At 58.2% G+C, this 23,013-nt stretch carries 19 protein-coding genes; 6 read left to right on the top strand and 13 right to left on the bottom strand.

From position 1 onward, the window contains the following. Window positions 1–113: 113 nt before the first annotated feature. From ilvA to EDB95_RS25540, 11 genes are all read right to left on the bottom strand, one after another. Window positions 114–1,370, bottom strand: a complete 1,257-nt coding sequence (ilvA, locus tag EDB95_RS25590; protein ID WP_133999385.1) for a threonine ammonia-lyase — start codon at window positions 1,368–1,370, stop codon at window positions 114–116. Window positions 1,371–1,467: 97 nt separating this feature from the next. Next, window positions 1,468–2,520, bottom strand: a complete 1,053-nt coding sequence (gene ilvC, locus EDB95_RS25585) for a ketol-acid reductoisomerase (protein WP_133999383.1) — start codon at window positions 2,518–2,520, stop codon at window positions 1,468–1,470. A gap of 33 nt (window positions 2,521–2,553) precedes the next feature. Next, window positions 2,554–3,144 carry an acetolactate synthase small subunit gene (ilvN, locus tag EDB95_RS25580; RefSeq protein ID WP_133999380.1) on the bottom strand — a complete coding sequence of 197 codons (591 nt, stop codon included), beginning with the start codon at window positions 3,142–3,144 and terminating at the stop codon, window positions 2,554–2,556. 10 nt (window positions 3,145–3,154) lie between these two features. Then, the gene (gene ilvB / locus EDB95_RS25575) at window positions 3,155–5,017 is read right to left on the bottom strand and encodes a biosynthetic-type acetolactate synthase large subunit (RefSeq protein WP_133999377.1); all 1,863 of its coding nucleotides are present in this window, start codon (window positions 5,015–5,017) and stop codon (window positions 3,155–3,157) included. A 27-nt stretch (window positions 5,018–5,044) separates the two neighbouring features. After that, on the bottom strand, window positions 5,045–6,724 hold the full coding sequence (ilvD, locus tag EDB95_RS25570) for a dihydroxy-acid dehydratase (RefSeq protein WP_133999374.1): 1,680 nt from the start codon (window positions 6,722–6,724) through the stop codon (window positions 5,045–5,047). 345 nt (window positions 6,725–7,069) lie between these two features. Beyond that, window positions 7,070–8,185 (bottom strand): 3-isopropylmalate dehydrogenase, encoded by a 1,116-nt coding sequence (leuB, locus tag EDB95_RS25565; protein WP_133999371.1) that lies wholly within the window; start codon window positions 8,183–8,185, stop codon window positions 7,070–7,072. Window positions 8,186–8,190: 5 nt separating this feature from the next. Further along, window positions 8,191–9,822, bottom strand: a complete 1,632-nt coding sequence (locus EDB95_RS25560) for an ATP-binding cassette domain-containing protein (protein ID WP_162852791.1) — start codon at window positions 9,820–9,822, stop codon at window positions 8,191–8,193. Beyond that, window positions 9,803–10,381, bottom strand: a complete 579-nt coding sequence (gene leuD / locus EDB95_RS25555; RefSeq protein WP_133999365.1) for a 3-isopropylmalate dehydratase small subunit — start codon at window positions 10,379–10,381, stop codon at window positions 9,803–9,805. Before leuD ends, EDB95_RS25560 begins: the two co-directional genes overlap by 20 nt. 5 nt (window positions 10,382–10,386) lie before the next feature. After that, window positions 10,387–11,139 carry a class I SAM-dependent methyltransferase gene (locus EDB95_RS25550; RefSeq protein WP_133999362.1) on the bottom strand — a complete coding sequence of 251 codons (753 nt, stop codon included), beginning with the start codon at window positions 11,137–11,139 and terminating at the stop codon, window positions 10,387–10,389. Window positions 11,140–11,142: 3 nt separating this feature from the next. After that, window positions 11,143–12,546: a 3-isopropylmalate dehydratase large subunit gene (gene leuC / locus EDB95_RS25545; RefSeq protein ID WP_133999359.1), complete on the bottom strand. Its 1,404-nt coding sequence runs from the start codon at window positions 12,544–12,546 to the stop codon at window positions 11,143–11,145. Window positions 12,547–12,635: 89 nt separating this feature from the next. Further along, complete coding sequence (locus EDB95_RS25540) at window positions 12,636–13,802, bottom strand: 2-isopropylmalate synthase (protein WP_133999356.1); 1,167 nt, start codon at window positions 13,800–13,802, stop codon at window positions 12,636–12,638. Window positions 13,803–13,952: 150 nt separating this feature from the next. On the opposite strand from EDB95_RS25540, the gene EDB95_RS25535 reads away from it, so the two are divergent. The 3 genes from EDB95_RS25535 to EDB95_RS25525 are packed head-to-tail and all read left to right on the top strand — an operon-like array spanning window position 13,953 to window position 17,443. Next, entirely contained in the window at window positions 13,953–15,518 is a 1,566-nt protein-coding gene (locus EDB95_RS25535) for a hypothetical protein (protein ID WP_133999353.1), read from the top strand. An 18-nt stretch (window positions 15,519–15,536) separates the two neighbouring features. Beyond that, window positions 15,537–16,400, top strand: a complete 864-nt coding sequence (locus tag EDB95_RS25530) for a hypothetical protein (RefSeq protein WP_133999350.1) — start codon at window positions 15,537–15,539, stop codon at window positions 16,398–16,400. 8 nt (window positions 16,401–16,408) lie between these two features. After that, window positions 16,409–17,443 carry a hypothetical protein gene (locus EDB95_RS25525; RefSeq protein WP_133999348.1) on the top strand — a complete coding sequence of 345 codons (1,035 nt, stop codon included), beginning with the start codon at window positions 16,409–16,411 and terminating at the stop codon, window positions 17,441–17,443. A 29-nt stretch (window positions 17,444–17,472) separates the two neighbouring features. On the opposite strand, the gene murQ is transcribed toward EDB95_RS25525, so the two are convergent. Together murQ and EDB95_RS25515 are read right to left on the bottom strand one after the other, a co-directional pair. Then, window positions 17,473–18,282: an N-acetylmuramic acid 6-phosphate etherase gene (gene murQ / locus EDB95_RS25520; RefSeq protein ID WP_133999345.1), complete on the bottom strand. Its 810-nt coding sequence runs from the start codon at window positions 18,280–18,282 to the stop codon at window positions 17,473–17,475. Between the two features lie 33 nt (window positions 18,283–18,315). Further along, complete coding sequence (locus EDB95_RS25515) at window positions 18,316–19,158, bottom strand: N-acetylglucosamine kinase (protein ID WP_133999342.1); 843 nt, start codon at window positions 19,156–19,158, stop codon at window positions 18,316–18,318. Window positions 19,159–19,242: 84 nt separating this feature from the next. On the opposite strand from EDB95_RS25515, the gene EDB95_RS25510 reads away from it, so the two are divergent. From EDB95_RS25510 to EDB95_RS25500, 3 genes are all read left to right on the top strand, one after another. Next, window positions 19,243–20,841: a S41 family peptidase gene (locus EDB95_RS25510; protein WP_133999339.1), complete on the top strand. Its 1,599-nt coding sequence runs from the start codon at window positions 19,243–19,245 to the stop codon at window positions 20,839–20,841. 115 nt (window positions 20,842–20,956) lie between these two features. Then, window positions 20,957–22,315, top strand: a complete 1,359-nt coding sequence (locus EDB95_RS25505; protein ID WP_133999336.1) for a pyridoxal-phosphate dependent enzyme — start codon at window positions 20,957–20,959, stop codon at window positions 22,313–22,315. Then, window positions 22,312–23,013: a helical backbone metal receptor gene (locus EDB95_RS25500; RefSeq protein ID WP_133999333.1), complete on the top strand. Its 702-nt coding sequence runs from the start codon at window positions 22,312–22,314 to the stop codon at window positions 23,011–23,013. Before EDB95_RS25505 ends, EDB95_RS25500 begins: the two co-directional genes overlap by 4 nt.

Raw genomic sequence — 23,013 nt, 5'->3', positions numbered from 1 at the left:
TCTCTTTCTCAAAATGAATAAATCAGCGTACGGAGGCAGCAATCGTTGCGAAGTGTTCAATATTACGACAAAAATCCGAGATTTTATTCAAAAATCTTATGAACATATGTGAATTACACCAAATACCCAAACAGCTCGTCGTCATCGTTCAGTGTCGTAAAGTTGATCTGGTAGGCTTTCATCCTGGCCAGGAGCTGGTGATAGTCCTCGCGGGCCTGCAGCTCGATCCCCACCAGGGCGGGACCCGACTCTTTGTTCGTCTTTTGCATATACTCGAAGCGTACAATGTCGTCGTTGGGGCCCAATACATTGGAAACAAATTCTTTGAGTGCACCCGGCCGCTGGGCGAAGCGGATCAGGAAGTAGTGTTTCAGGCCTTCATACCGCAGGGACCGTTCCCTGATTTCCGGCATCCGGTCCAGGTCGTTGTTGCCGCCGCTGACCACGCACACCACCGTCTTGCCCTCGATTTCCTTTTTATAGGCTTCCAGGGCGGTGATGGCCAGGGCCCCCGCGGGTTCCGCGACGATGGCGTTTTCGTTGTACAGCCGGATGATGGTCGAGCACACCTGGCCTTCGTGCACCAGGCGGACGTCGTCCAACACCTCTTTTAAGTATTGGAACGTGACCTCCCCTATCCTTTTGACGGCGGCGCCGTCCACAAAGGTGTCGATTTGCTGTAGCGTCACCGGTTCCCCTGCTTTCAGGGCAAGGGCCAGAGAGGGCGCGCCCTGGGGCTCCACGCCGATGATTTTTGTTTGCGGGCTAAAGGTCCGGAAGTAAAAGCCGGTCCCCGCCGCCAGGCCCCCCCCGCCCACGGGCAGGAAAAGCCAGTCGATCCCGGGAAGCTCGTCGAGGATTTCCTTTCCGACGGTGGCTTGTCCTTCGATGATGCTTTGATGGTCGAAAGGCGGGACAAACGTCATCCCCTTCTCCGCGGTGAATTGCAGGGCCTCTTTCAGGCACTGGTCGAAGGTGTCTCCGACCAGTACCACGGAGACCTTGTCGCCCCCGAAGTTGCGCACCTGCTGCAACTTCTGTTTGGGCGTGATCACGGGCATGTAGATCGTACCGTTTACCTGCATCTGGTGACAGGCATACGCAAACCCTTGCGCATGGTTCCCGGCGCTGGCGCAGACGACGCCTTTGGCCAAAAGGTCCGGGGACAGCTGGGCCATCATATTATAGGCGCCCCTGATTTTGTAGGAACGAACCACCTGGAGGTCTTCGCGCTTCAGGTACACATGGCAGCGGTACCGCTGGGACAGGCGCTGGTTGTATTCCAGCGGGGTCTTGCGGACGACCTTGCGCAGGCGCTCGTATGCGGCGTCGACGGATAAGGGTGTTAGTGAAGTAGTAGATGGCATCATGTATCTTTTAAAAAAGCCCCGGGGCCGGGTCGGCGCCCGGGGCGGAAAAAACTTGGATCGCGGGTGGCGGCCCTTTGCGGCGCGCCGCGGGCGCGCGTTACACCTTCTGGTTCTCCGGACGCAGCGAGCGTACGGCTTTGCCGGCCTGCCACAGCTCGCTTTCGCGGAGCTCTTTCAGCTCGGCGTCGAGCTTCTCGCGGTAGTCCTTCTGGCTGTTGGACGCGATGGAGCGTGCGGACTCTTTGCCGGTCGCTACGCTTTCATACAGCTCGTCGAACACCGGCTGGGTGGCTTCCTTGAACTTCTTCCACCAGTCCAGGGCGCCGCGCTGGGCGGTCGTGGAGCAGTTGGCGTACATCCAGTCCATCCCGTTTTCGGCCACCAGCGGCATCAGGGACTGCGTCAGCTCTTCGACGGTTTCGTTGAAGGCTTCGGAAGGAGAGTGCCCGCGTTTGCGCAGGGTTTCGTATTGGGCGGCGAAGATCCCTTGAATGGCGCCCATCAGGGTACCGCGTTCGCCGGTCAGGTCGCTGTATACTTCTTTTTTGAAATTGGTCTCGAAAAGGTAGCCGCTACCGACGGCAATGCCGAGGGCGATGACGCGGTCACGCGCCTTGCCGGTGGCGTCCTGGAAAATGGCATAGCTGCTGTTCAACCCGCGGCCCTGGAGGAACATCCGGCGGAGCGATGTCCCGGAACCCTTGGGAGCGACCAGGAATACGTCCACGTCCTTCGGAGGAACGATGCCGGTTTGCTCGTTAAAGGTGATGCCGAAGCCGTGGGAAAAATAAAGCGCCTTCCCAGCGGTGAGGTGTTTTTTCACCGTCGGCCAGAGTTCGATCTGGGCGGCGTCGCTCAGCAGATAACAGATGATGGTCCCTTTTTCCAGGGCTTCTTCGATCTCGAAAAGGGTCTCGCCGGGTACGAAGCCGTCTTTTACGGCCTTGTCCCAGGTCTTGGAGTTTTTCCGCTGACCGACGATGACGTTGATCCCGTTATCCCTTTGGTTCAGCGCCTGACCGGGCCCCTGGACGCCATAGCCGATGACGGCGATGGTTTCGTTCTTGAGCGTTTCCTGCGCTTTCGCCAGGGGGAATTCTTCGCGGGTAACTACATTTTCTTCAACCCCGCCGAAATTGATTTTTGCCATTTGTTTAGTTTGATGTTATTGTGTGTTGCTGTTTTACATGCTGAATACTTCCGTACCCTTGCCCAGGTACTCGTTCTCGATCACGCCTTCGCCGGGTTCCTGCGCCTCGAATTCCTTGAGCTTCTCGTGGAACCCGCTGCTGTCCTTGATGATGGCGACGCGGGCGGAACGTACGAACTCGATCAGGCCGTACGGCTCCAGGGCCTTGATCAGCCGGTCGGTTTCTTCCCGGTGTCCCGTGGCTTCGAAGACCGTATAGTCTTTGCGGATCACGACGGCCCTCGCCCCGTACTCGCGCAGCAGGCGTTCGACCTTGACTTTCTCCGCGATGACGTCGGTGGGGACCTTGTACAAAGCCATTTCCTGCCAGATGAGCTCTTCGTTGGTGTTGAAGTAGGCCTTCAGTACCTCGACCTGTTTTTCGATCTGGCGGCACAGCTTGCGGACCACGTCTTCGAATTCCTGGATGACGATGGTAAAGCGGTGGATGCCCTCGATTTCGGAAGGAGAGGTGTTCAGGCTTTCGATGTTGATTTTCCTGCGGGAAAACATGATGGCGATGCGGTTCAGCAGGCCGATCTGGTTTTCGGTATAGACGGTGATGGTAAATTCTTGCTTTTGCATAATCCAAAGTTTAAGAAAGACGGATTTCGGCAACGCTGCAGCCCTGGGGTACCATGGGGAAAACATTATTTTCCTTCCCTACCATGACTTCCAGGAGATACGATCCTTTGTGGTCAAGCATGGTCTTCAAAGCCCCTTTGAGCTGCGCCCTTACGTTGATGCTGGCACCTTCGATGCTGTATGCTTTGGCCAGCGCCACATAGTCCGGGCTGGTGATGTTGACAAAAGAATAGCGCTTATCGTTGAAGAGTTGCTGCCATTGTCTGACCATGCCGAGGAACTGGTTGTTCAGGATGAGGATCTTGACCTCGGCCCCAAACTGCATGATGGTCCCCAGTTCCTGGAGCGTCATCTGGAAACCGCCGTCCCCGATGATGGCGACCACCGTCCGGTCGGGCGCCCCGTATTTGGCGCCGATGGCGGCGGGCAGGCCGAAGCCCATGGTGCCCAGCCCCCCGGAGGTGACGTTGCTCATCGTCTTGTTGAAGTGCGCATAGCGGCAGGCGACCATCTGGTGTTGACCGACGTCGGTGACGATCACGGCGTCTCCACCGGTCAGCTCGTTGAGGATCTTGATGACCTCGCCCATCGTCATTTGCTCGGTGGTCGGGTTGAGTTCGTTATGGATGACTGCCTCCACTTCCTTTTTCCCTAACTCTTTAAACTTGCCCATCCACTCGGAATGTGTCTTTTTCTCCAACAAGGCGGTCAGCAACGGGAGCGTCTCTTTACAATCTCCCCAGACAGGGACCGTGGTCTTTACATTCTTGTCGATCTCCGCGGGGTCGATGTCCAGGTGGACAACCTGCGCCTGTTTGGCGTATTTGTCCAGCCTGCCGGTAACGCGGTCGTCAAAACGCATCCCCACGGCGATCAGGACGTCGCACTCGTTGGTCAGGACGTTGGGGGCATAGTTGCCGTGCATGCCCAGCATCCCCACGTTCAGCGGGTGGTCGGTCGGCAGGGCGCTCAACCCAAGGACCGTCCAGGCCGCGGGCAGGCCGCCCTTTTCGATAAAGGCCTTGAACTCCGCTTCGGCGTGCCCCAGGATAACGCCTTGTCCAAAAAGGACGAAGGGCTTTTTGGCACCGTTGATGAGTTTTGCGGCTTGTTCGACGTATTCCTTACGGACAATGGGTTTCGGCCGGTAGCTCCGGACGTGCTGGCAGGGAACATACCCCGCGTAATCGAACTTTTGTTGCTGCGCGTTCTTGGTAATGTCGATCAGGACCGGGCCGGGACGGCCGGTTCGGGCGATATAGAAGGCTTTCGCCAGGGCCGCGGGGATCTCCGTGGCATCGGTGACCTGGTAGTTCCACTTGGTGGCCGGCGTGGTGATGTTGATGACGTCGGTTTCCTGGAAAGCATCCGTCCCCAGCAGACTCGCAAACACCTGGCCGGTGATCGCCACGAGCGGCGTGGAGTCGATCATGGCGTCCGCCAGACCGGTCACGAGGTTCGTCGCCCCGGGGCCGCTGGTGGCGAAGACCACGCCCACTTGTCCGGAGGTGCGCGCAAAACCTTGGGCGGCGTGGATGCCGCCTTGCTCGTGCCGCACCAGGATGTGTTCGAGTTTGTCCTGGTAGTCGTAAAGGGCGTCATAGATCGGCATGATCGCGCCCCCGGGATAGCCGAAGATGGTGCGCACGCCTTCCGCCAGGAGGGCTTCCAGGACGGCCTGGGAGCCGGTGAGGGTGGTCGTGGGCTGCGCCGCAGGTGCGGCGCCTGCGGCGGCGGCGCTTGTCGCGGCGGCTCCGCTGGCGGCGCCCGTTGCAGCTGCTTGCGGCGTGGCGCCTGCGGCTGCGCCCTGCGCGCCCGCCGTCTGCGCGGCTGCGCCTTGCGCTTGGGTCTTCGTTATTTTGGCCGTTTCCATATCGTCTGTTTTGATAGAATGAATGGTTTATTGTTCGTCCGTTACGCAGCCTTCGGCCGCGGTCTTTACGGAGCGGGCGTATTTGAAAAGGATACCTTTCGTTGCATTCGGAGCGGGCTTCTTCCATGCTTTACGGCGTTGCTCCAGCTCCGCGTCGGACAGCTTTACGTTGATCGTATTGTTGACAGCATCGAGCTCGATGAGGTCGTTGTCCTGGACCAGGGCGATCCCGCCGCCTTCGTAGGCCTCGGGGGTGATGTGCCCCACGACAAAGCCGTGTGTGCCGCCGCTGAAGCGGCCGTCCGTGATCAGGGCCACCGACTTGCCAAGACCGGCTCCGATCAGGGCCGACGTGGGTTTGAGCATCTCGGGCATGCCGGGGGCGCCCCTTGGGCCCACGTAGCGGATGACCACTACGTCCCCGTCTTTGACGCGGCCGCTGGAGATCCCCGCGATCAGTTCGTGTTCCCCGTCGAAAACTCGGGCCGGGCCGGAGAAGCGTTCGCCTTCCTTGCCGGTGATCTTGGCCACGCTGCCGCCGCCGGCCAGGTTCCCGTAAAGGATCTGGAGGTGGCCGGTGGGTTTGATGGGTTGTTCCAGGGGGTAGATAATCTTTTGTGTCTCGAAGTTGAGGTCGGGGACATTTTTTAGGTTTTCCGCAAGTGTCGCCCCCGTCACCGTCAGGCAATCCCCGTGGAGCAGGCCTTTGGACAGGAGGTATTTCATTACCGACGGGATACCGCCGTGATCGTGCAGGTCCTGCATCAGGTATTTGCCGCTGGGTTTGAAGTCCGCGAGCACCGGTATCCGGTCGCTGATCGCCTGGAAATCGTCCTGCGTCAGCGGGACGTTGACCGCCTTGGCCATTGCGATCAGGTGGAGCACCGCATTGGTGGAGCCGCCCAGGACCATGATCGTGACGATCGCGTTTTCAAACGCTTTGCGCGTCATGATGTCGGAGGGCTTTATATCTTTTTCGAGCAACAGGCGGATGGCTTTGCCTGCCGCGGCGCATTCTTTTTGTTTCTCTTCGCTCAGCGCGGGGTTCGATGAAGAGTACGGCAGGCTCATGCCCAGCGCCTCGATCGCCGCCGCCATCGTATTGGCCGTGTACATCCCGCCACAGGCGCCCGCACCCGGACAAGAGTTCATCACGATGCCCTTGAAGTCCGCGTCGCTCAGCTTGCCGGCGATCTTTTGCCCCAGGGCTTCGAACGCGGACACGATGTTCAGGTCCTGACCTTTATAGTGCCCCGGTGCGATCGTACCCCCATACACCATAATCGCCGGGCGGTTCAACCGGCCCATGGCGATCAACGAACCCGGCATGTTTTTGTCACAACCCGGGATGGCGATCAGGCCGTCATAATATTGGCCGCCGCACACCGTCTCGATCGAATCTGCAATGATGTCCCGGCTGACGAGCGAAAACCGCATCCCATCCGTGCCGTTCGCCATGCCGTCGCTGACTCCGATCGTGTGAAAGATCAGGCCCACCAGGTCGCTCGCCCACACCCCTTTCTTCACCACCTGTGCCAGGTCGTTGAGGTGCATGTTACAGGTATTCCCGTCATAACCCATGCTCGCAATGCCCACCTGTGCCTTCTTCAGGTCTTCGTCCGTCAGGCCGATCCCATAGTACATGGCCTGTGCGGCCGGCTGGGTCGGGTCCTGCGTAAGCGTCTTCGAGTACTTGTTCAATTCCATTGTCCTTTTCGGGTTTTCGTTTTTATCGTTGTGCGCGGCCCGCGGCCGCAAAAAAAAACCGCCTCTTTGGGGGAGGCGGTTCGAGTTTCGTTTGTTTTGGTCTACACGACACCACCTCCAGTTCGGCCAATAATAATAATCACCACGACCACAATAATGCGGACCACTACTGCACTGTGAAAGATAGCATTGATGTGACGGTTGGATAACATGGTGTAATTGTCGTCAAACAAATGTATCTATTCATTGTTACACTGCAAAATTTATTTTCCTCAAATCCCGCGTCCTGCGCGGCATACGGGCGTTTGTGCGGCCCGCCACTTTGCGGCGGCGGGCCGCTGCGACTTATATAATCGTCGATTTGCTGATCGACAGGTGCTCACGATCCACGCCCGCGGGGAGCTTTTGCTCCACATAGTCGCGGATCAGGTCCCCGATCGTCGACGTACTATAATAATTAACAGGGTCGATGTCTTTCGTCACAAAGCCATGGGCGAGTGTCCATTCTACCCCTGCCCTTACCTGGGAGGCTTCTTCCGCCATGCCGAGGTGGTCCAGCAACATGGCCGCCGACAGGATGGAGCCCGTGGGGTTGGCGATGTCCTTGCCTGCCGCCTGGGGATAAGACCCGTGGATGGGTTCGAACAGGGCCGAGCCGGTGCCCACGGAAGCGGAGGGCAACATGCCCAGCGACCCGCTGATGATGCTGGCCTCGTCGGACAGGATATCCCCGAACATATTTTCGGTCAGGACGACGTCAAATTGTTTGGGGTTCAGCATGAGTTGCATGGAGGCGTTGTCCACGAACATAAAGTCTACCTTGACGTCGGGGTATTCCGGCGACAAATCCTGGACGACCTTGCGCCACAACCTGGAGGTTTCCAGGACGTTGGCCTTGTCCACCAGGGTGAGGTGTTTGCGCCGGCCTTGGGCATACGCAAAAGCCAGGCGGCTGACGCGTTCGATTTCGGCGCGGGTGTAGGTGCACTCATCGAGGGCGGTGTTGCCGTCTTCGCTGAGTTGTTTTTTTCCAAAATAAATTCCGCCCGTCAGTTCACGGAAAATCACCATATCGACGCCCTCCAGGTTCTTGCTCTTCAGGGGAGACAAGTGGTGCAGCGTGGAATACGTGCTCACGGGGCGGATGTTTGCAAAGAGCTGGAGCGACTTGCGCAGCTTGAGCAACCCTTGCTCCGGTCTTACTTTGGCGGTGGGGTCGTTGTCATACTTCGGGTGGCCGATGGCACCGAAAAGAATGGCATCGCTCGACAGGCACACTTCGATCGTCTCGTCGGGTAACGGGCTCCCCGTCTTGTCTATGGCGTCCGCGCCCATGAGGCAATAGGTATACTGAAACGTATGCCCGTAGCGCGCGGCGACGGCGTCCAGGATCTTGACGGATTGTTTCGTCACTTCCGGGCCGATCCCATCTCCATTAATGACGGCAATGTTTTTGTTCATATGACTTAACGTTGTACGGTTTGAGTTTTGTAATGATAAGGTCCTTTTTCTACTTGCCGTCCGGCCTCCAGCGCCAGTACATGGTCGATGCACTTCGGTAGTTGGTCCAGGCGGTGGCTGACATATAATAAAGTCCGGCCGGGGTGCTCCATGAGCTTGTCGACGACACGGATAAAGTGTGCGGCCTGGTCTTCGTCCAGCCCCTGACAGGGTTCGTCGAGGATCAATACAGGCGGATTTTTGACGAGGGCTCGCGCCAGCAGCGTGAGCCGTTGACGGCCGATCGAGAGGTCCTGCAATCTTTTGTCGCGGAAGGGAGTCAGGTCGAATACCTCCAGCCATTGGTTGACCACCTCGCGTTGTTCCTCGCTGACCGCCCTATACAAACCGGTCGTATCGAAAAAGCCGGTGGCGATGGCGCCCGCGCAGGTGGTTTGCTGGTCAAAATACCAGTGGAGCTCCGGGGAGATATAGCCGATCTTCTTTTTTAGATCCCAGATGCTTTCACCGCTTCCTCTTTTTTTGTCAAAAAGATAAATGGGGTTCGCGTATGCCTGCGGGTTGTCGCCGACGACCAGGCTCAGGAGCGTGGACTTTCCCGCGCCGTTGTGGCCCTTCAGCCACCAGTGTTCGCCCCGGCGAACCGTCCAGTCGATGTTGTCGAGGACGAGTTTGTGTTCGTATTGGACGTGGACGTGCTCCATGCGGAGGAAGGTCGCGAAAGCGGGGGGCGCGCCCTCTCCGGAAAACGGCGCGTCACGCAGATACGCCGGCAACATGATCGGCGCCGGCGGCAGCGCCGTAGGCGCGCTATGAATAAGTTGATACGCCGCCTTCGGTACGATCTCCAAAGAGCCGTCCGACAAGGTGGCGATATGCGTAACGACGGACGGCAGATTCGCCGTGTCGCCGATGATGATCAGTTGGGTGCCCACCGCGGCGGCCTGTTCAAAAAGGGCCTCCAGGTTGGCGCAGGTGGCGGTATCCAACCCGAGATAGGGATTGTCGAGCACCAGGAGCTGCGGCTTGGAGATGAAGGCGCGGGCCAGTTGGAGTTTCTTATGTTCCCCGCTGGACAGTTGTACAAGGGAGGCATAAGCGCGGTGGTCGACGTGAAGCGCACGCAACAAGCCCCAGGCTTCGGCCTCGGCGCCGGGCGCGGCGGCCAGCAATTCTTCGAGCAGCGTCACCGCGTTTTCAGCATCCTGGCTGTTGTAGCGCTGCTGGTAATAAAATTGAGAAGACAGACCCGTGTGGTCCTTGAAGTGGTGCCATTGATCGACGAACAACGCCCGGGGGGCGGCGGCGCCGGGGGTGGCGAGGGGTGCGTAGTCGATGTGGAGGGCGCCGCGGTGAAAGATCAGACCGCACAGCGCTTTTCCGAGCGTGGATTTGCCGACGCCCGCGTGACCGGTCAGTACCCAGTGCTCTCCGCGGCCCATGACGAAGGTCAGGTCCGTCAGCAGCGGACGGGCTCCGGCCTGGATCGTCAGGAGCTCGGCGCTGAGGAAGGGCGCGGCGCCCTGGGCCGGCCCGGCGGACGCCCCGGAAGGCGCGGAGGGCGCCGCCGCGGCGGTTCGCCCGGGCGAAGCGCCCGGGCCGCCGGTGGCGGGTTCACTATGACCGGGAACGCTCATACTGTTCAATTTCGGGACGGATGCTGAGGAGGTAGTCGATGTCGTCGTACCCATTCAGCAGACACGTCTTTTTATAGCCGTTGATGGCAAAGCTTTCTTTCTCACCGGTGGCGTCGATCGCAATGGTTTGGGCAGCGAGGTCGACGGTGATGGTGGCGGTACGGTCGAGGTTCAGGAGCTTTTGCAGGAAGGGCTCGGAGACCTGGACGGGCAACAGGCCGTTGTTGAGGGCGTTGTTGCGAAAAATGTCGGCAAAAAAACTGGACACCACCACGCGGAAGCCGAAGTCGGCGATGGCCCAGGCGGCGTGCTCGCGGCTGGAACCGCAGCCAAAGTTTTTACCGGCGACGAGGACCTGGCCTTCGTAAAGGGGGTTGTTGAGCACAAAGTCCCGGACGGGGGCACCGGACGCGTCGTAGCGCCAGTCGCGGAACAGGTTCTCGCCAAAGCCCTCTTTGGTCGTTGCCTTGAGGAAGCGGGCGGGAATGATCTGGTCTGTATCCACGTTTTCCATGGGCATGGGCACTATCCTGGAGGTGATCGTCGTAAATGCGTTCATAAGTTTTATTTAACCGCTTTAATTCTGAGTCGTTTGTAATCCGCGTACCAGGCGCCTCCCCGGTAGTGGCCGGGTTTGAGGAGCTCGACGGCCCGCGCGATGATCTTGTTGGTTTCTTCGGGCGAGAAAAGGCGGAAAAGAAATCCACCAAACATCCGGATCCAGCCCTCCATTCCACCTTCCAGGGGTGTTTCCCTGTCAAAATGAAGGGCGGTCGTTACCCGGAAGCCGCCTTTTTCGAGGAGGCTGGTGTATTCCCCGATGCTGGGGAAGTACCATCCTTCACCGGTCAGGCGTTCCCGGCAACCGGCTTCCCACATCGCTTCTTCAAGGGCCTGGATGATTTCCTGGACGTTGCCTTTGCCGCCCATCTCCAGGACGAGACGTCCACCGGGTTTCAGGGCTAGGTACATGGAGGCGATGGCGGCCTCCTGGTCGTCGACCCAGTGCAGCATGGCGTTGGAGAACAGGGCGTCGAAGGGTTCGCCGTATGTAAAGTCCCGGACATCCTTGACGTCGAATGGCAGGCCGGGATAGGCCGCGCGGGCTTTTTCGATCATCTGCGGGGATTGGTCCATACCGGTGACCCGGGCGCCGTACTCGGCGATTTCCGCCGCCAGCTGGCCGGTGCCGCAGCCTACGTCGAGGATGCTTTCGCCCTTTTGGGGGGCGAGCCAGCCGATGAGGTCTTCGCCGTATTTGGAGACGAAGGCATACTTATCGTCGTAAAGATTGGCATTCCATTTCAACTCTGGCATACACTATCCAATTAACTCACGAATGTCGGTAACACGTCCGGTGATCGCCGCCGCGGCCGCGGTCAGCGGACTCGCGAGAAGCGTCCGCGCGCCCGCGCCCTGGCGTCCCTCGAAGTTGCGGTTCGAGGTGGAGACGCAGTACTCGCCGGCGGGGACCTTGTCTTCGTTCATACCAAGACAGGCGCTGCAACCCGGCTGGCGGATCACGAAACCGGCTTCTTCGAATATCTTGTCAAGGCCTTCGGCTTTGACCTGGGCGGCGACCTGTTGGGAGCCGGGGACGATCAGGACGTTGACGGATTCGGCGCGGTGGCGGCCCTTGATCACGGAGGCGACCATGCGCAGGTCTTCGATCCGGGAGTTGGTGCAACTGCCGATAAAGACGTGCTGAACGGGCATGCCCAGCAAGGGTTTGCCGGCTTCGAGGCCCATGTATTGGAGGGCTTTCGAGAGGACCCTTTTTTCCATGTCGTCGGCGACGGTATCGAGCGTGGGAATGTTGCTGGTCACGGGGATACCCAGGCCGGGGTTGGTGCCGTAGGTGATCATGGGGGCGATGGCGGCGGCGTCGATGACGATTTCCTTATCGAACACGGCATCGGCGTCGGAAACGAGCTGGCGCCACTCGGCGACTTTGCGGTCCCATTCGGCACCCTGGGGAGCAAAGGGTCGTCCTTTCATGTAGGCAAAAGTCGTCTCGTCGGGCGCAATCATCCCGCCACGGGCGCCCATTTCTATGCTCATGTTGCAGACCGTCATCCGTGCCTCCATGCTGAGTGCGCGGATGGCGGAGCCGGCGAATTCCACGAAATAACCCGTGGCGCCCGCGGCAGAGATCCGGGCAATGATGTATAAAATAATATCCTTCGCAACGACGCCGCCGGCTAACTCTCCTTCCACGCGGATACGCATGAGTTTCGGGTGGGACTGGAGCAGGCACTGGGAGGCAAAGACCATTTCCACTTCGCTGGTGCCGATGCCAAAGGCAATGGAACCAAAGGCGCCGTGAGTGGAGGTGTGGCTGTCGCCGCAGACGATGGTCATCCCGGGCTGGGTGATCCCCAGTTCGGGCCCGATGACGTGTACGATCCCCTGGTAGGCGTGCCCCAGACCGTACAGTTCCACGCCGTGACGGGCGCAGTTGTCGGTGAGCATCTGGACCTGTTTACGGGAGAGTTCGTCCCGGATGGGGAGGTGTTGGTTTTCGGTGGGGACGTTGTGGTCCGCGGTGGCCAGGATCTGCTGGGGGCGGAAGAGGTTGACGCCGCGCTGCTCGATGCCGCTGAAGGCCTGCGGGCTGGTGACCTCGTGGATCAGGTGCCGGTCGATGTACAATACGTCGGGGCCGTCGGGTATGGACTTTACAACGTGTTTTTCCCAGATTTTATCGAATAATGTCTTTCCCATCTATCATAGCTTTTAAAAGTTCGCTTGTGGGCGCCCTGCGGGCGCCGGTATTCGCATTCAGGGCGCCAGGGGCGCCCGCGGGCGGCGCGCTACACGGTCGCGGTTTCTTTCTCGTACTGATGCGCGAGGCTCTTCAAATCGGCGTCCTCGACCTCTTTTTTGCTATCAGCCACCACCAGGAAGCGCTCGTACAACACGTCCACGTCGTTGCGGTTGAACTCGTAGCCCAGCTTGCGGAAACGGTGAGCCAGGGCCGAACGGCCGCTGCGGGCGGTGAGGACGATCAGGGAGCCCGCGGCGCCAACCTCTTCGGGGCGGATGATCTCGTAGGTTTCGGCTTGTTTGAGGAAGCCGTCCTGGTGGATGCCGGAGCTGTGGGCGAAGGCGTTCATGCCGACGATGGCCTTGTTGGGCTGGACGGGAACGCGCATGGTTTCTGACACGAGCTGGCTGATGGGGTTCAGGTGCTCGGTATGGATTCCGGTATAAAGACCGAGGCTTTGGTGCTGTTTGATCACCATGACGACCTCTTCGAGGGAGGTATTCCCGGCTCTCTCCCCTATCCCGTTGATCGTACACTCGATCTGGCGGGCGCCGGCAATGGCGCCGGCAATGGAATTGGCGGTGGCCAGGCCGAGGTCATTGTGGCAATGGCAGGATATGACGGCCTTATCGATGTTGGGAACATTGTTCACTAAGTAGGCGATCCGCTCGCCGTACTGGTGCGGAAGGCAATAACCGGTGGTATCCGGGATATTGACGACCGTTGCACCGGCCTTGATCACGGCCTCGATCATGCGCGCCAGGAAGCCTAAGTCGGCCCGGCCTGCGTCCTCTGCAAAAAACTCTACGTCGGGGACAAACTTACGGGCGTATGCCGTTGCCTTTACGGCACGCTCCAGGATTTGCTCCCGGGTCGCATTAAATTTATGCTTAATGTGGATATCAGAGCTGCCGATACCGGTATGGATACGGGGATGACGGGCTTTTTTGAGGGCCTCGGCGGCCACCTCGATGTCTTTTTCCACCGCGCGGGTCAGGCCGCACACGGTAACATCCTTGACATGGGCCGAAATGGCGGCTACGGATTCGAAGTCTCCAGGGCTGGAAATAGGGAAACCCGCTTCGATAATGTCCACACCCAGGGCCTCCAGGGCTTGCGCTACCTCAATCTTCTCCTTCGTGTTGAGTTTGCAGCCAGGAACCTGTTCTCCGTCCCGGAGGGTGGTGTCGAAAATGAATATTTTGTCGGGCATGGGCAAGGTCCTTTTTTTGGTACCTCTAACGAAGGTATCTTTGCATGTTATCGATTTCAAATCAAAATGGAAGGGTAAATACACTGGCTATCCCCCCCCAAATGGTACCAAAGCGACTGTGGACGCGGATTTCACCCTAAATGAATTACGATGCCCAATAGAACAAGAGATGAAGTGTTTCAACTGGTTAAATCTTTGCAAAAGGCCGAAAAACGCAATTTTAAGCTCTTTGTGACCCGGCATGGCTCGGAGGCGGAGGACCTGAAGGTGGTCACCCTTTTCGACGCCCTGGACAAAATGGACGCATACGATGAAGATACCCTTCTCCGTAAGAACCCGGCCATAAAAAAGCAGCAGCTCTCGAATTTAAAGGCGCAGCTTTTCCGTCAAATATTGTCTTCCCTCCGGCTGATCCAGGACGCCAATAACGTGGACATCGACCTCCATGAGCAGATGGATTATGCTAAAATATTGTATGACAAAGCCTTATACAACCAGAGCCTCAAAATCCTGGACCGGATCAAGGAGCACGCCTACGAGTACCACCAGCTTTCGTATATCCTCCAGGCCCTGACCTTTGAAAAAAAGATCGAATCCCTGCACATCACCCGGAGTATGGAAAACCGGGCGGAACAATTGGCCCGGGAAACCGAAAAGGTCAACGAGCAGTGGCTGATGATAGGGAAACTGTCAAACCTGGCCCTTCAGTTGTATGGCTGGTATATCCAGATGGGTCACGCCCGGGACGAAAAAGACGTCCTGGCGGTCAAGGCTTTTTTCGAAACCAACCTGCCTTCGAGCGCCAAGTCGGCCGAAAGCTTTTACGAACGGCTGTACCTCTACCAGGCGCACTGCTGGTACCACTATATCCTCCAGGACTTCCTCCTGTTTTACCGGAGCTGCCAGAAATGGGTGGACCTGTTCGAGCAGAACCCAATCATGAAGGGGGTGGAAACGGTGCAATACATCAAGGGGGTGCACAACCTGCTGATCGCGCATTTTGTGTTGCTCAACCACGAGAAGTTTATGCCTACCCTCCAGGCGTTCGAGGACTTTACCCATTCGGAGCTGGCCAGCCGCAACACCACGACCACGGTCCAGTCCTTTGTATACCTGTACATCTCCAAGATCGACCGGCACTTTATGGAAGGAACCTTTACGGAAGGGCTGGCGCTGATCCCGGAGATCGAGGAGAAGCTGGAGGCTTACGAAATCCACATGGACCGGCACCGGGTCCTGGTTTTTTATTACAAGATCGCGTGTCTTTGTTTCGGGAGCGGCGACAACGAGCGGGCCATCGAATACCTGAACAAAATCATCCACTGGAAGGTGGACCTGCGCACGGACCTCCAGTGCTATGCCCGTCTGCTCCACCTCATCGCCCACTACGAGCTGGGGCACTGGGAGCTCCTGGAATACCTGATCAAGTCGGTCTACCGGTTTATGGCCAAGATGCAAAACCTGAGCGTGGTGGAAGAGGAAGTCTTCAAGTTCCTGCGGAAATCCTTTTTCCTCAAACCCAACCAGGTCCGGGGAGCCTTTGTCACCCTCCGGGATAAACTGCTTAAGTACGAAAACAGCCCGCTGGAAAGCCGGTCCTTTATGTACCTGGACATTATTTCCTGGCTGGAGAGCAAGATCCAGCAGAAACCGGTCCAGGAGATTATGCAGGAGAAATACCAGGTAGATTATCAAAGGAAAAAGCGCTATATTTAGGGACCAAAATCCGATCCTATGCAAAAGAAGCTCGCCAGCGCGGCTTTTATTCTCCTTGTATGTCTTTCTGCGTGCAGTAAACACGACTCCTCTCCTTCCGGTCTTAGTGTAGACGGCGGTACCGCGGGTCCTTCGAATACCTGGCTGAGCGGTTATCTCGTACAGAAAAGCGGGAACAATTTGTTTACGGAGGTCCGTTTCAACAGCGACCATTCCGTGTCAAAGGTCATTACCCTGAATATGCCCGACGCAGGTGAGACGGATTCGCTCGGCAATCCGATCGATACGACGTATACCACGATCATCCCGGTATACAGCGGGGGCAAACTGTCCGAACTCCAAAGCCCCGCTGATTCCAATGCCGCCTCCGGTCCGGTCACCACGAACTTCGACTATGCATCCAATGGCGACCTGCTGCGTATCCGCTACAATCCGGGGACCAATACTTACGCCTATGATTCCCTGGTGCTGGCCACGGGTGGCATGCTGGCCATGAGCTATCATTTCGTGCTGGACAGCTCGACCGGTGTCGTTTCGGAGCAGTACTGGGATACCTTTTCCTGGACGTCCAAAAAAGACATCAGCCAGGTCCTTGTTAGCACCGCCAGTTCTGCCTACACCGTTTCGTATACGTATGACGGGTATTATAACCCATACAAAACCGTCAAAGACCTCCCCTTTATGCTCGGCACCCTGGACAATATCGTGCCCCTGCTCTCCGCCAACAACGCCATTACCGACGTGTTGGTGGGCTATAATTCCGAAACCACGTACGCCTACCAGTACAACAATTCCAGCGTCCCCGTTTCCCAAAACATCAGCGTTATCGTTTCCGGGTCCACAAAACAATCTACATTTGTGTATTTTCAATACATTCAGTAAAATTGACCATGAATCATCGTTGGGGACTGTGGGTCTGTCTTTTTGCTTTGCCGGCTTGCCATAAAAGTGGGACCTGGGTGGACGGGCAGATCGATCCGTCCGTGCGCGCTGCCATCCGCCAGCTCAACACCACCGTCATCCGGGATATCAGCACCAAAGACACCGCCGGTCTCCGGACCCTTTTCAGCGACACGCTCTGGAACCGCGTCGGGTCCAACTTTGCCGGACAGGTAGAGCGGAACGAAGTGGCCTTCGACCCTGCCAAATACAAGGAAAAAAACCAGTTTTACATCGTCTATACGGGGGCGAAAACCCACGCCGACGTCCACCGGGGCAAGGGCAGCGAACACGATTACACCCTGAACTTCCAGCCGATGACCGAGGAAACGTCGGTCACACTAGGATACTTTACCGGGCCTTCCGAATCGTTTGCCCTGACAACCTCCTTTGGTAAATATGGCAAGGACTGGAAACTTAACATCCTGGAGATCGGCCTGCTCAAAATCATGAACGGGGACGCCATCGACTGGTACCACCGGGCCCAACGCGACTTCGATTCGGGCTACCTGGCCGACGCCGCCAACGACCTGCTGATCGGTGAACAACTGCTCCGGCCGGCAGGGGACCTGCTCCATTATCAAAAGGAAAAGGAGCTCAGCGAGCTCGACCAGCGGCTCAGCAGCGCGATTACGACGGCGTATCCTTTTCCCATGACCGACAGCCTGGTCCGGACAAAACCCAGCATCTTCCGCATCTCGCTATACCGGACGCCGGAGGGGTATTATCCCTTTCTTTTGTATAAAACCCAGTTACCCATGGGGGATACGATCGCCCTGTCGCGGGAGTGTGACGCGGTTTGCGCGCAACTGGGGCGGATGTTCAAGGGGTTGCCCGACGGGAAGCGTTTCCTGTACTTCCGGGCCTACAGCAGGATTCCGGGCGACACTTCGGAGGCATTGGCTTACAAGGAGTTCCGCCGGGATGGGCGGCCGCCGTTTGTGCATGGGGATCCACCGGATGCGACGGCGATTGCGAAGCCCTGACGGGGAGACAGCGGTCCGCGAACGGCGCCCTAGTGCTTTTCCACTGCTTTGCGCACACTCCCATAGCGCAGCAACAGGTCCCTGGCCTGTTCGTACGTCAGCCCCGGTACCTGTTCCATCACCATTTTTGTCCCGCGGTCCACGAGTTTATCGTTGGACAGCTTCATGTCGACCATACGGTTGTCCTTTACGCGCCCCAGGCGGATCATGACGGAGGTCGAGATCATGTTGAGGACGAGCTTGGCAGCGGTCCCGCTTTTGAGGCGGGTGCTCCCGGTGACAAATTCGGGGCCCACGGGGACCTCTATGGGGAAATCGGCCACCTCTGTGACGGGCGCGCCGGGGTTATTGGTGATACAGCCGGTCAGGATGCCGGCCTTGCGGCAGGCATCGAGGGCGCCGATGACATAAGGGGTGGTCCCGCTGGCGGCGATGCCGATCACGGAATCGGAGGCACTGACGCCTTCTGCCTGGAGGTCCTTCCAACCCTGGGCGGCAGAATCCTCGGCAAACTCCACGGCAGTGGTGATCGCCTTGCTGCCCCCCGCGATGATCCCGGTAACCAACCCATAGGGCACCCCAAAGGTGGGCGGGCACTCGCTGGCGTCCACGACCCCCAACCGGCCGCTGGTCCCCGCGCCGATGTAAAAAAGACGGCCGCCGGCCAGCATCCGGTCGCTGACGGCTTCCACGAGGCGCTCGATCTGAGGAATGGCCCGCTCGACGGCCAGGGGGACGCCCTGGTCCTCGCGGTTCATGCTGACCAGGAGGTCGTGGATGGACATTTTTTCCAGGTCGTGATAGTGGCTGGGGGATTCGGTGATCTTCTCAAAAGGCATAAGAATGTTTTTAAGCGCCGGCAGGCGCGCGGCCTAGCCCGCGTGGTATTTGACAAGCCCGTCCATCGGCATCTCGACAATTTTGCCGATCTCGAACTCGTAGGCTCGCCCAAGGTCCCGGAGCACATCGGCAAAAGCATGGGCTACCCCTCCGATAAAGTGTATGGGCTTGCTCCAGCTCTCCCGGTATTTACAGAGGTGTTGGAAAAAGAAATCGTTCAATCCATCCTCGATAATGTTCTCCACCATATAGTGACCCCGGTTCTCCGAAAGAAAACGGGCGTACGACGCCAGGTAGCGGTTGGGCAAGGGTTGTTTGTACACCGCGTCCAGGATGGCGGCGGGATCGCTGGTATATTGCCCCTCGAATTTGGCCTTCAGTTCTTCGTCAAACGTGCCGTAGAGGTAGTATTGGAGCACCCTTTTGCCCAGATAGGCGCCGCTGCCCTCGTCGCCCAGGACGTACCCGAGCCCCGGACTGTTGCGGGTAATGGCCTTCCCGTTGTAATACCCGGAATTGGACCCGGTACCCAGGATACAGGCGATCCCCTGTTCCTGTCCGCACAAAGCCCGGGCCGCGCCCATCAGGTCGTGGCGGACCTCGACGGCAGCGCCTGGAAATACTTTTGCGAGTACGCCCTTGATCATTCGGGCATTGGCGGGATTGGCGTTGCCCGTCCCGTAAAAAAAGACTTCCGCCGGGTGCTCGGGCAACTTAGGCAGCAGCTCTTTCCGGAGAACCGCCTCGATCTGGGCCGCGTCCAGGAAATAGGGGCTGAGCCCTTGCGTGAAAATCGTTTTACTCCGTTTGGGCTGTTGTAGCAAGCGCCACTCCGTTTTGGTGGACCCGCTGTCAGCAATCAGTACCTTCGACATGTCCTTGATCCTTGAATAACCCGTGTTAGTTTGCCAAATTTTAGTGAAATTCGCACTTTCACAAGCGCAAAGTACACCATTCAAATGAACAATAACAGAAGAATACAGGTCTGGTTGCCGCTCTTGTTCGCGTTGACCATGATCGTGGGTATGTGGATAGGTTTCGCTCTGAGCAGGGATATGGGCGGCTCCGGTGGGGGCCTGTTCAGCAGGACGGGCGCCAGCACCTCCCTCCAGGAGATCCTGGACCTTGTCCGGAACCGGTACGTGGATTCGGTCAACGTACCCGCCGTCACCGACAGTGCCATCGGAACCGTGTTGGATCAACTGGACCCGCATTCTGCGTTTATCCCTGCCAGTGAGCTGGCGGAAGTCAACGAGGACCTGGAAGGCGGCTTCGAAGGCATCGGCATCGAGTTCAACCTGCTCAACGATACCCTCAATGTCGTGAGCGTGGTACCCGGCGGACCTTCGGAAAAGGCCGGCCTGATGGTGGGCGACCAGATCCTGAAGGTCAACGACTCTTTGCTCAACGGGCGAAAGCTCACGAACGACCTCGTCCGCAAAATGCTCAAAGGCCCTGAAGCCAGCCAGGTCAAGATTTCCGTCCTGCGCCAGGGGCAGCCCAAGGACTTTGTCATCACCCGGTCGCTGGTCCCCCTGAACAGCCTCGACGCCGCGTATATGCTCGAACCGGAAGTGGGGTACATCAAACTCAATAAGTTTTCCGCCACGACCTACCAGGAGTTCATGGACGCCATGGATTCCCTGAAGAAGAAGGGCATGCAACGCCTTGTCCTGGACCTCCGCGATAACGGGGGCGGATACATGGAACAGGCGGTCAAAATCGCCGACGAATTCCTGGACGACAATAAACTCATCGTGTATACGCAAGGGGTCCACAGCCCCAAAAAGGAATACAAGGCGGACCACCCCGGTATTTTTGAAAAGGGCAAGCTCGTCGTCCTGGTCGATGAAGGCACCGCCTCCGCCAGCGAGATCCTGACCGGCTCCCTCCAGGACTGGGACAGGGCCACCATCATCGGCCGCCGGAGCTTTGGCAAGGGGCTTGTCCAGGAACAATATTCGCTCACCGACGGGTCCGCCCTCCGGCTCACCATCGCCCGTTACTATACCCCCCTCGGCCGCTGTATCCAGAAGTCTTATGCGAAGGGGATCAAGGTGTACGAGGACGACCTCCTGAACCGCATCCACAATGGGGAGCTCGTCAATGCCGACAGCAACAAGGTGGCCGTGGGCCAGGTATACACCACCCCCCTGGGTAGAAAGGTCTATGGAGGCGGGGGCATCATGCCCGACCTTTTCGTCCCGCTGGACACGACCGAATACAGCCCGGTGATCACCCGCCTGTTGCGCTACAACACCCTGGTCGATTTTGCCTACAAATACTATGTCGGCCACCGGTCCGCCATGGACCAGTATGGGTCGCCGGCCGCTTTCGCCCGTGACTTTCATACCACCGAAGCCCTTTGGGCGGACCTGGCCCGTTTTGCCGTCCGGGACAGCGTCCAGTTGCAGTACCTGCCCGCCAGGGACAAGGACATGCTTTTGCTCAGGACCAAGAGCCTGCTGGCGCACCAGATTTGGAGGATGGAAGGGTTTTATGAGGTGTATAACCAGGATGATACGATGATCAAAAAAGCCGAAGAAGTACTTAAATAGCGCGGCAGCCCACGGCGCCTTTCGCGCCCTGAGTTCGCCGCGACCAGCGGCCTCCGCGGCGGGTTTTGCCCGCCGTCCCGAGGTGGTCGCCGGGGGAATTTTGTAACTTTACAATATGTGGAAGAAAAACATCTTGGAAACCATAGGGAACACCCCTATGATCCAGCTCAATAAAATCACCAAAGACCTGCCCTGCACCGTTCTGGCCAAGGTGGAATACTTCAATCCCGGCAACTCGATCAAGGACCGTATGGCCCTGAAGATGCTGGAGGTCGCGGAAAAAGAAGGGCGCATCCAACCGGGCGGCACCATCATCGAATGCACCAGCGGCAATACCGGTATGGGCCTGGCGCTGGCCGCCTGTGTCAAAGGGTACAAGTGTATTTTCACCACCACCGACAAACAGTCGAAGGAGAAATTCGACATCCTCAAGGCCGTGGGCGCCGAGGTGATCGTTTGCCCCACCAACGTGGAGCCCGAAGACCCCCGCTCCTACTATTCGGTCGCGCGCCGGCTGGCCAGGGAGATCCCCAATTCCTTCCACGTCAATCAATACGACAACCTTGCCAACCGGGACGCCCACTACGAGACCACGGGTCCGGAAATCTGGGAACAAACCGAGGGCAAGATCACCCACCTCGTCGTAGCCACCGGCACGGGCGGCACGATTGTCGGTACGGGTAAATTTTTGAAGGAAAAAAATCCGGACATTCAGATCTGGGCCGTCGATCCTTTCGGCTCGCTCCTCAAAAAATACCATGACACCGGGACCCTGGACGCCAGCGAAGTTTATCCTTATATTTCGGAGGGCATCGGCGAAGACTTTATCCCCCAGAACTACGACATGAGCGTCATCGATCACTTCGAAAAAGTGACCGATAAGGACGGCGCCCTGATGGCGCGCCGCATTTCCAAAGAGGAAGGCATCTTCGTGGGTTACAGCGCGGGCAACGCGCTCAAGGGCATCCTCCAGCTCAAGGACAGGCTGAAAAAAGACGACCTCGTCGTCGTTATTTTCCATGACCATGGCAGCCGGTATGTGGGCAAGGTCTACAACGACCAATGGATGATGGAGCGCGGCTTCATGGACGTCAAAACCGTCAAGGACATCGTCAACAGCCGTCCCGGCGGCCGCCGGCTCATCACCCTCCTACCCCACCAAAAGGTCGGCGAAGCGATCGACCTCATGAAAAAATACGACATCGAAAACATCCCCGTGATGAACGGCGAGTCCCCCCTGGGCTCGATATCCGAAAGCGGTCTTTTCTCCCGCCTGCTCAACCAGCCGGATCTCCGCAACCATACCATCCAGGCTGTCATGGAGCCCGCGTACCCGGTCGTCGCCTTTGATACGCCCGTGGAGCGGCTCAGTACGCTGATCTCCCGGGATAACGGGGCGATTCTTTCCAAGGATGATATGGGGGATTATCATATCGTGACCAAGTACGACCTGATTCAGAGTTTGCGGAAATGAGGATCGTCTCCCTCGTGCCTTCGCTCACCGAGCTGCTTTTTGACCTGGGGTTGAGCGATGAGGTCGTGGGGATTACCAAATTTTGTGTGCATCCTGCTGCATGGTTTTCTACCAAGCGCCGCGTGGGCGGGACGAAGAACGTGTCTCCTGACATCGTTTACGGGCTCCGGCCCGACCTGATCCTGGCCAGTAAGGAGGAGAATGTGCGCGAGCAGGTGGAGGCCTTGCAGGCGTTTGCGCGTGTATACGTGACCGATGTGGCGGATTTGCGCGGGGCGCTTGCGATGATCCGTGAGGTGGGGCGGCTCACGGAGCGGGAGTCGCAGGCTTCGGAGCTGGCCGAAGAAATCGAGGCGGAGTTTGCCGCGCTAGTCGCGGCGCCGGTTCCGGCCGCCTACTTCATCTGGCGCTCCCCCTGGATGGTCGCCGGCGGCGACACCTTTATCAGCGACATGATGGCCCACGCGGGGTTTACCAACGTATACGGACACCTGAAGCGCTATCCCACGGTCGATCCCGCGGAGGTAACGGGGCTGGCGCTCCTGTCCAGCGAGCCCTACCCTTTTAAGGAGCCGCACGCGGCGGAGTTGCCTAACGCGCGGTCGATCCTGGTTGACGGCGAGATGTTCAGTTGGTACGGCAGCCGCCTGAAACACGCGCCGGCCTATTTCAGGGCCCTTCGAAATTCCTTACCTTAG

It is taken from the genome of Dinghuibacter silviterrae (genome assembly GCF_004366355.1).
Lineage (GTDB): Bacteria > Bacteroidota > Bacteroidia > Chitinophagales > Chitinophagaceae > Dinghuibacter > Dinghuibacter silviterrae.
Note: the sequence above shows the minus strand (reverse complement) of the source record. Positions and strands in the feature narration are given on the sequence as shown.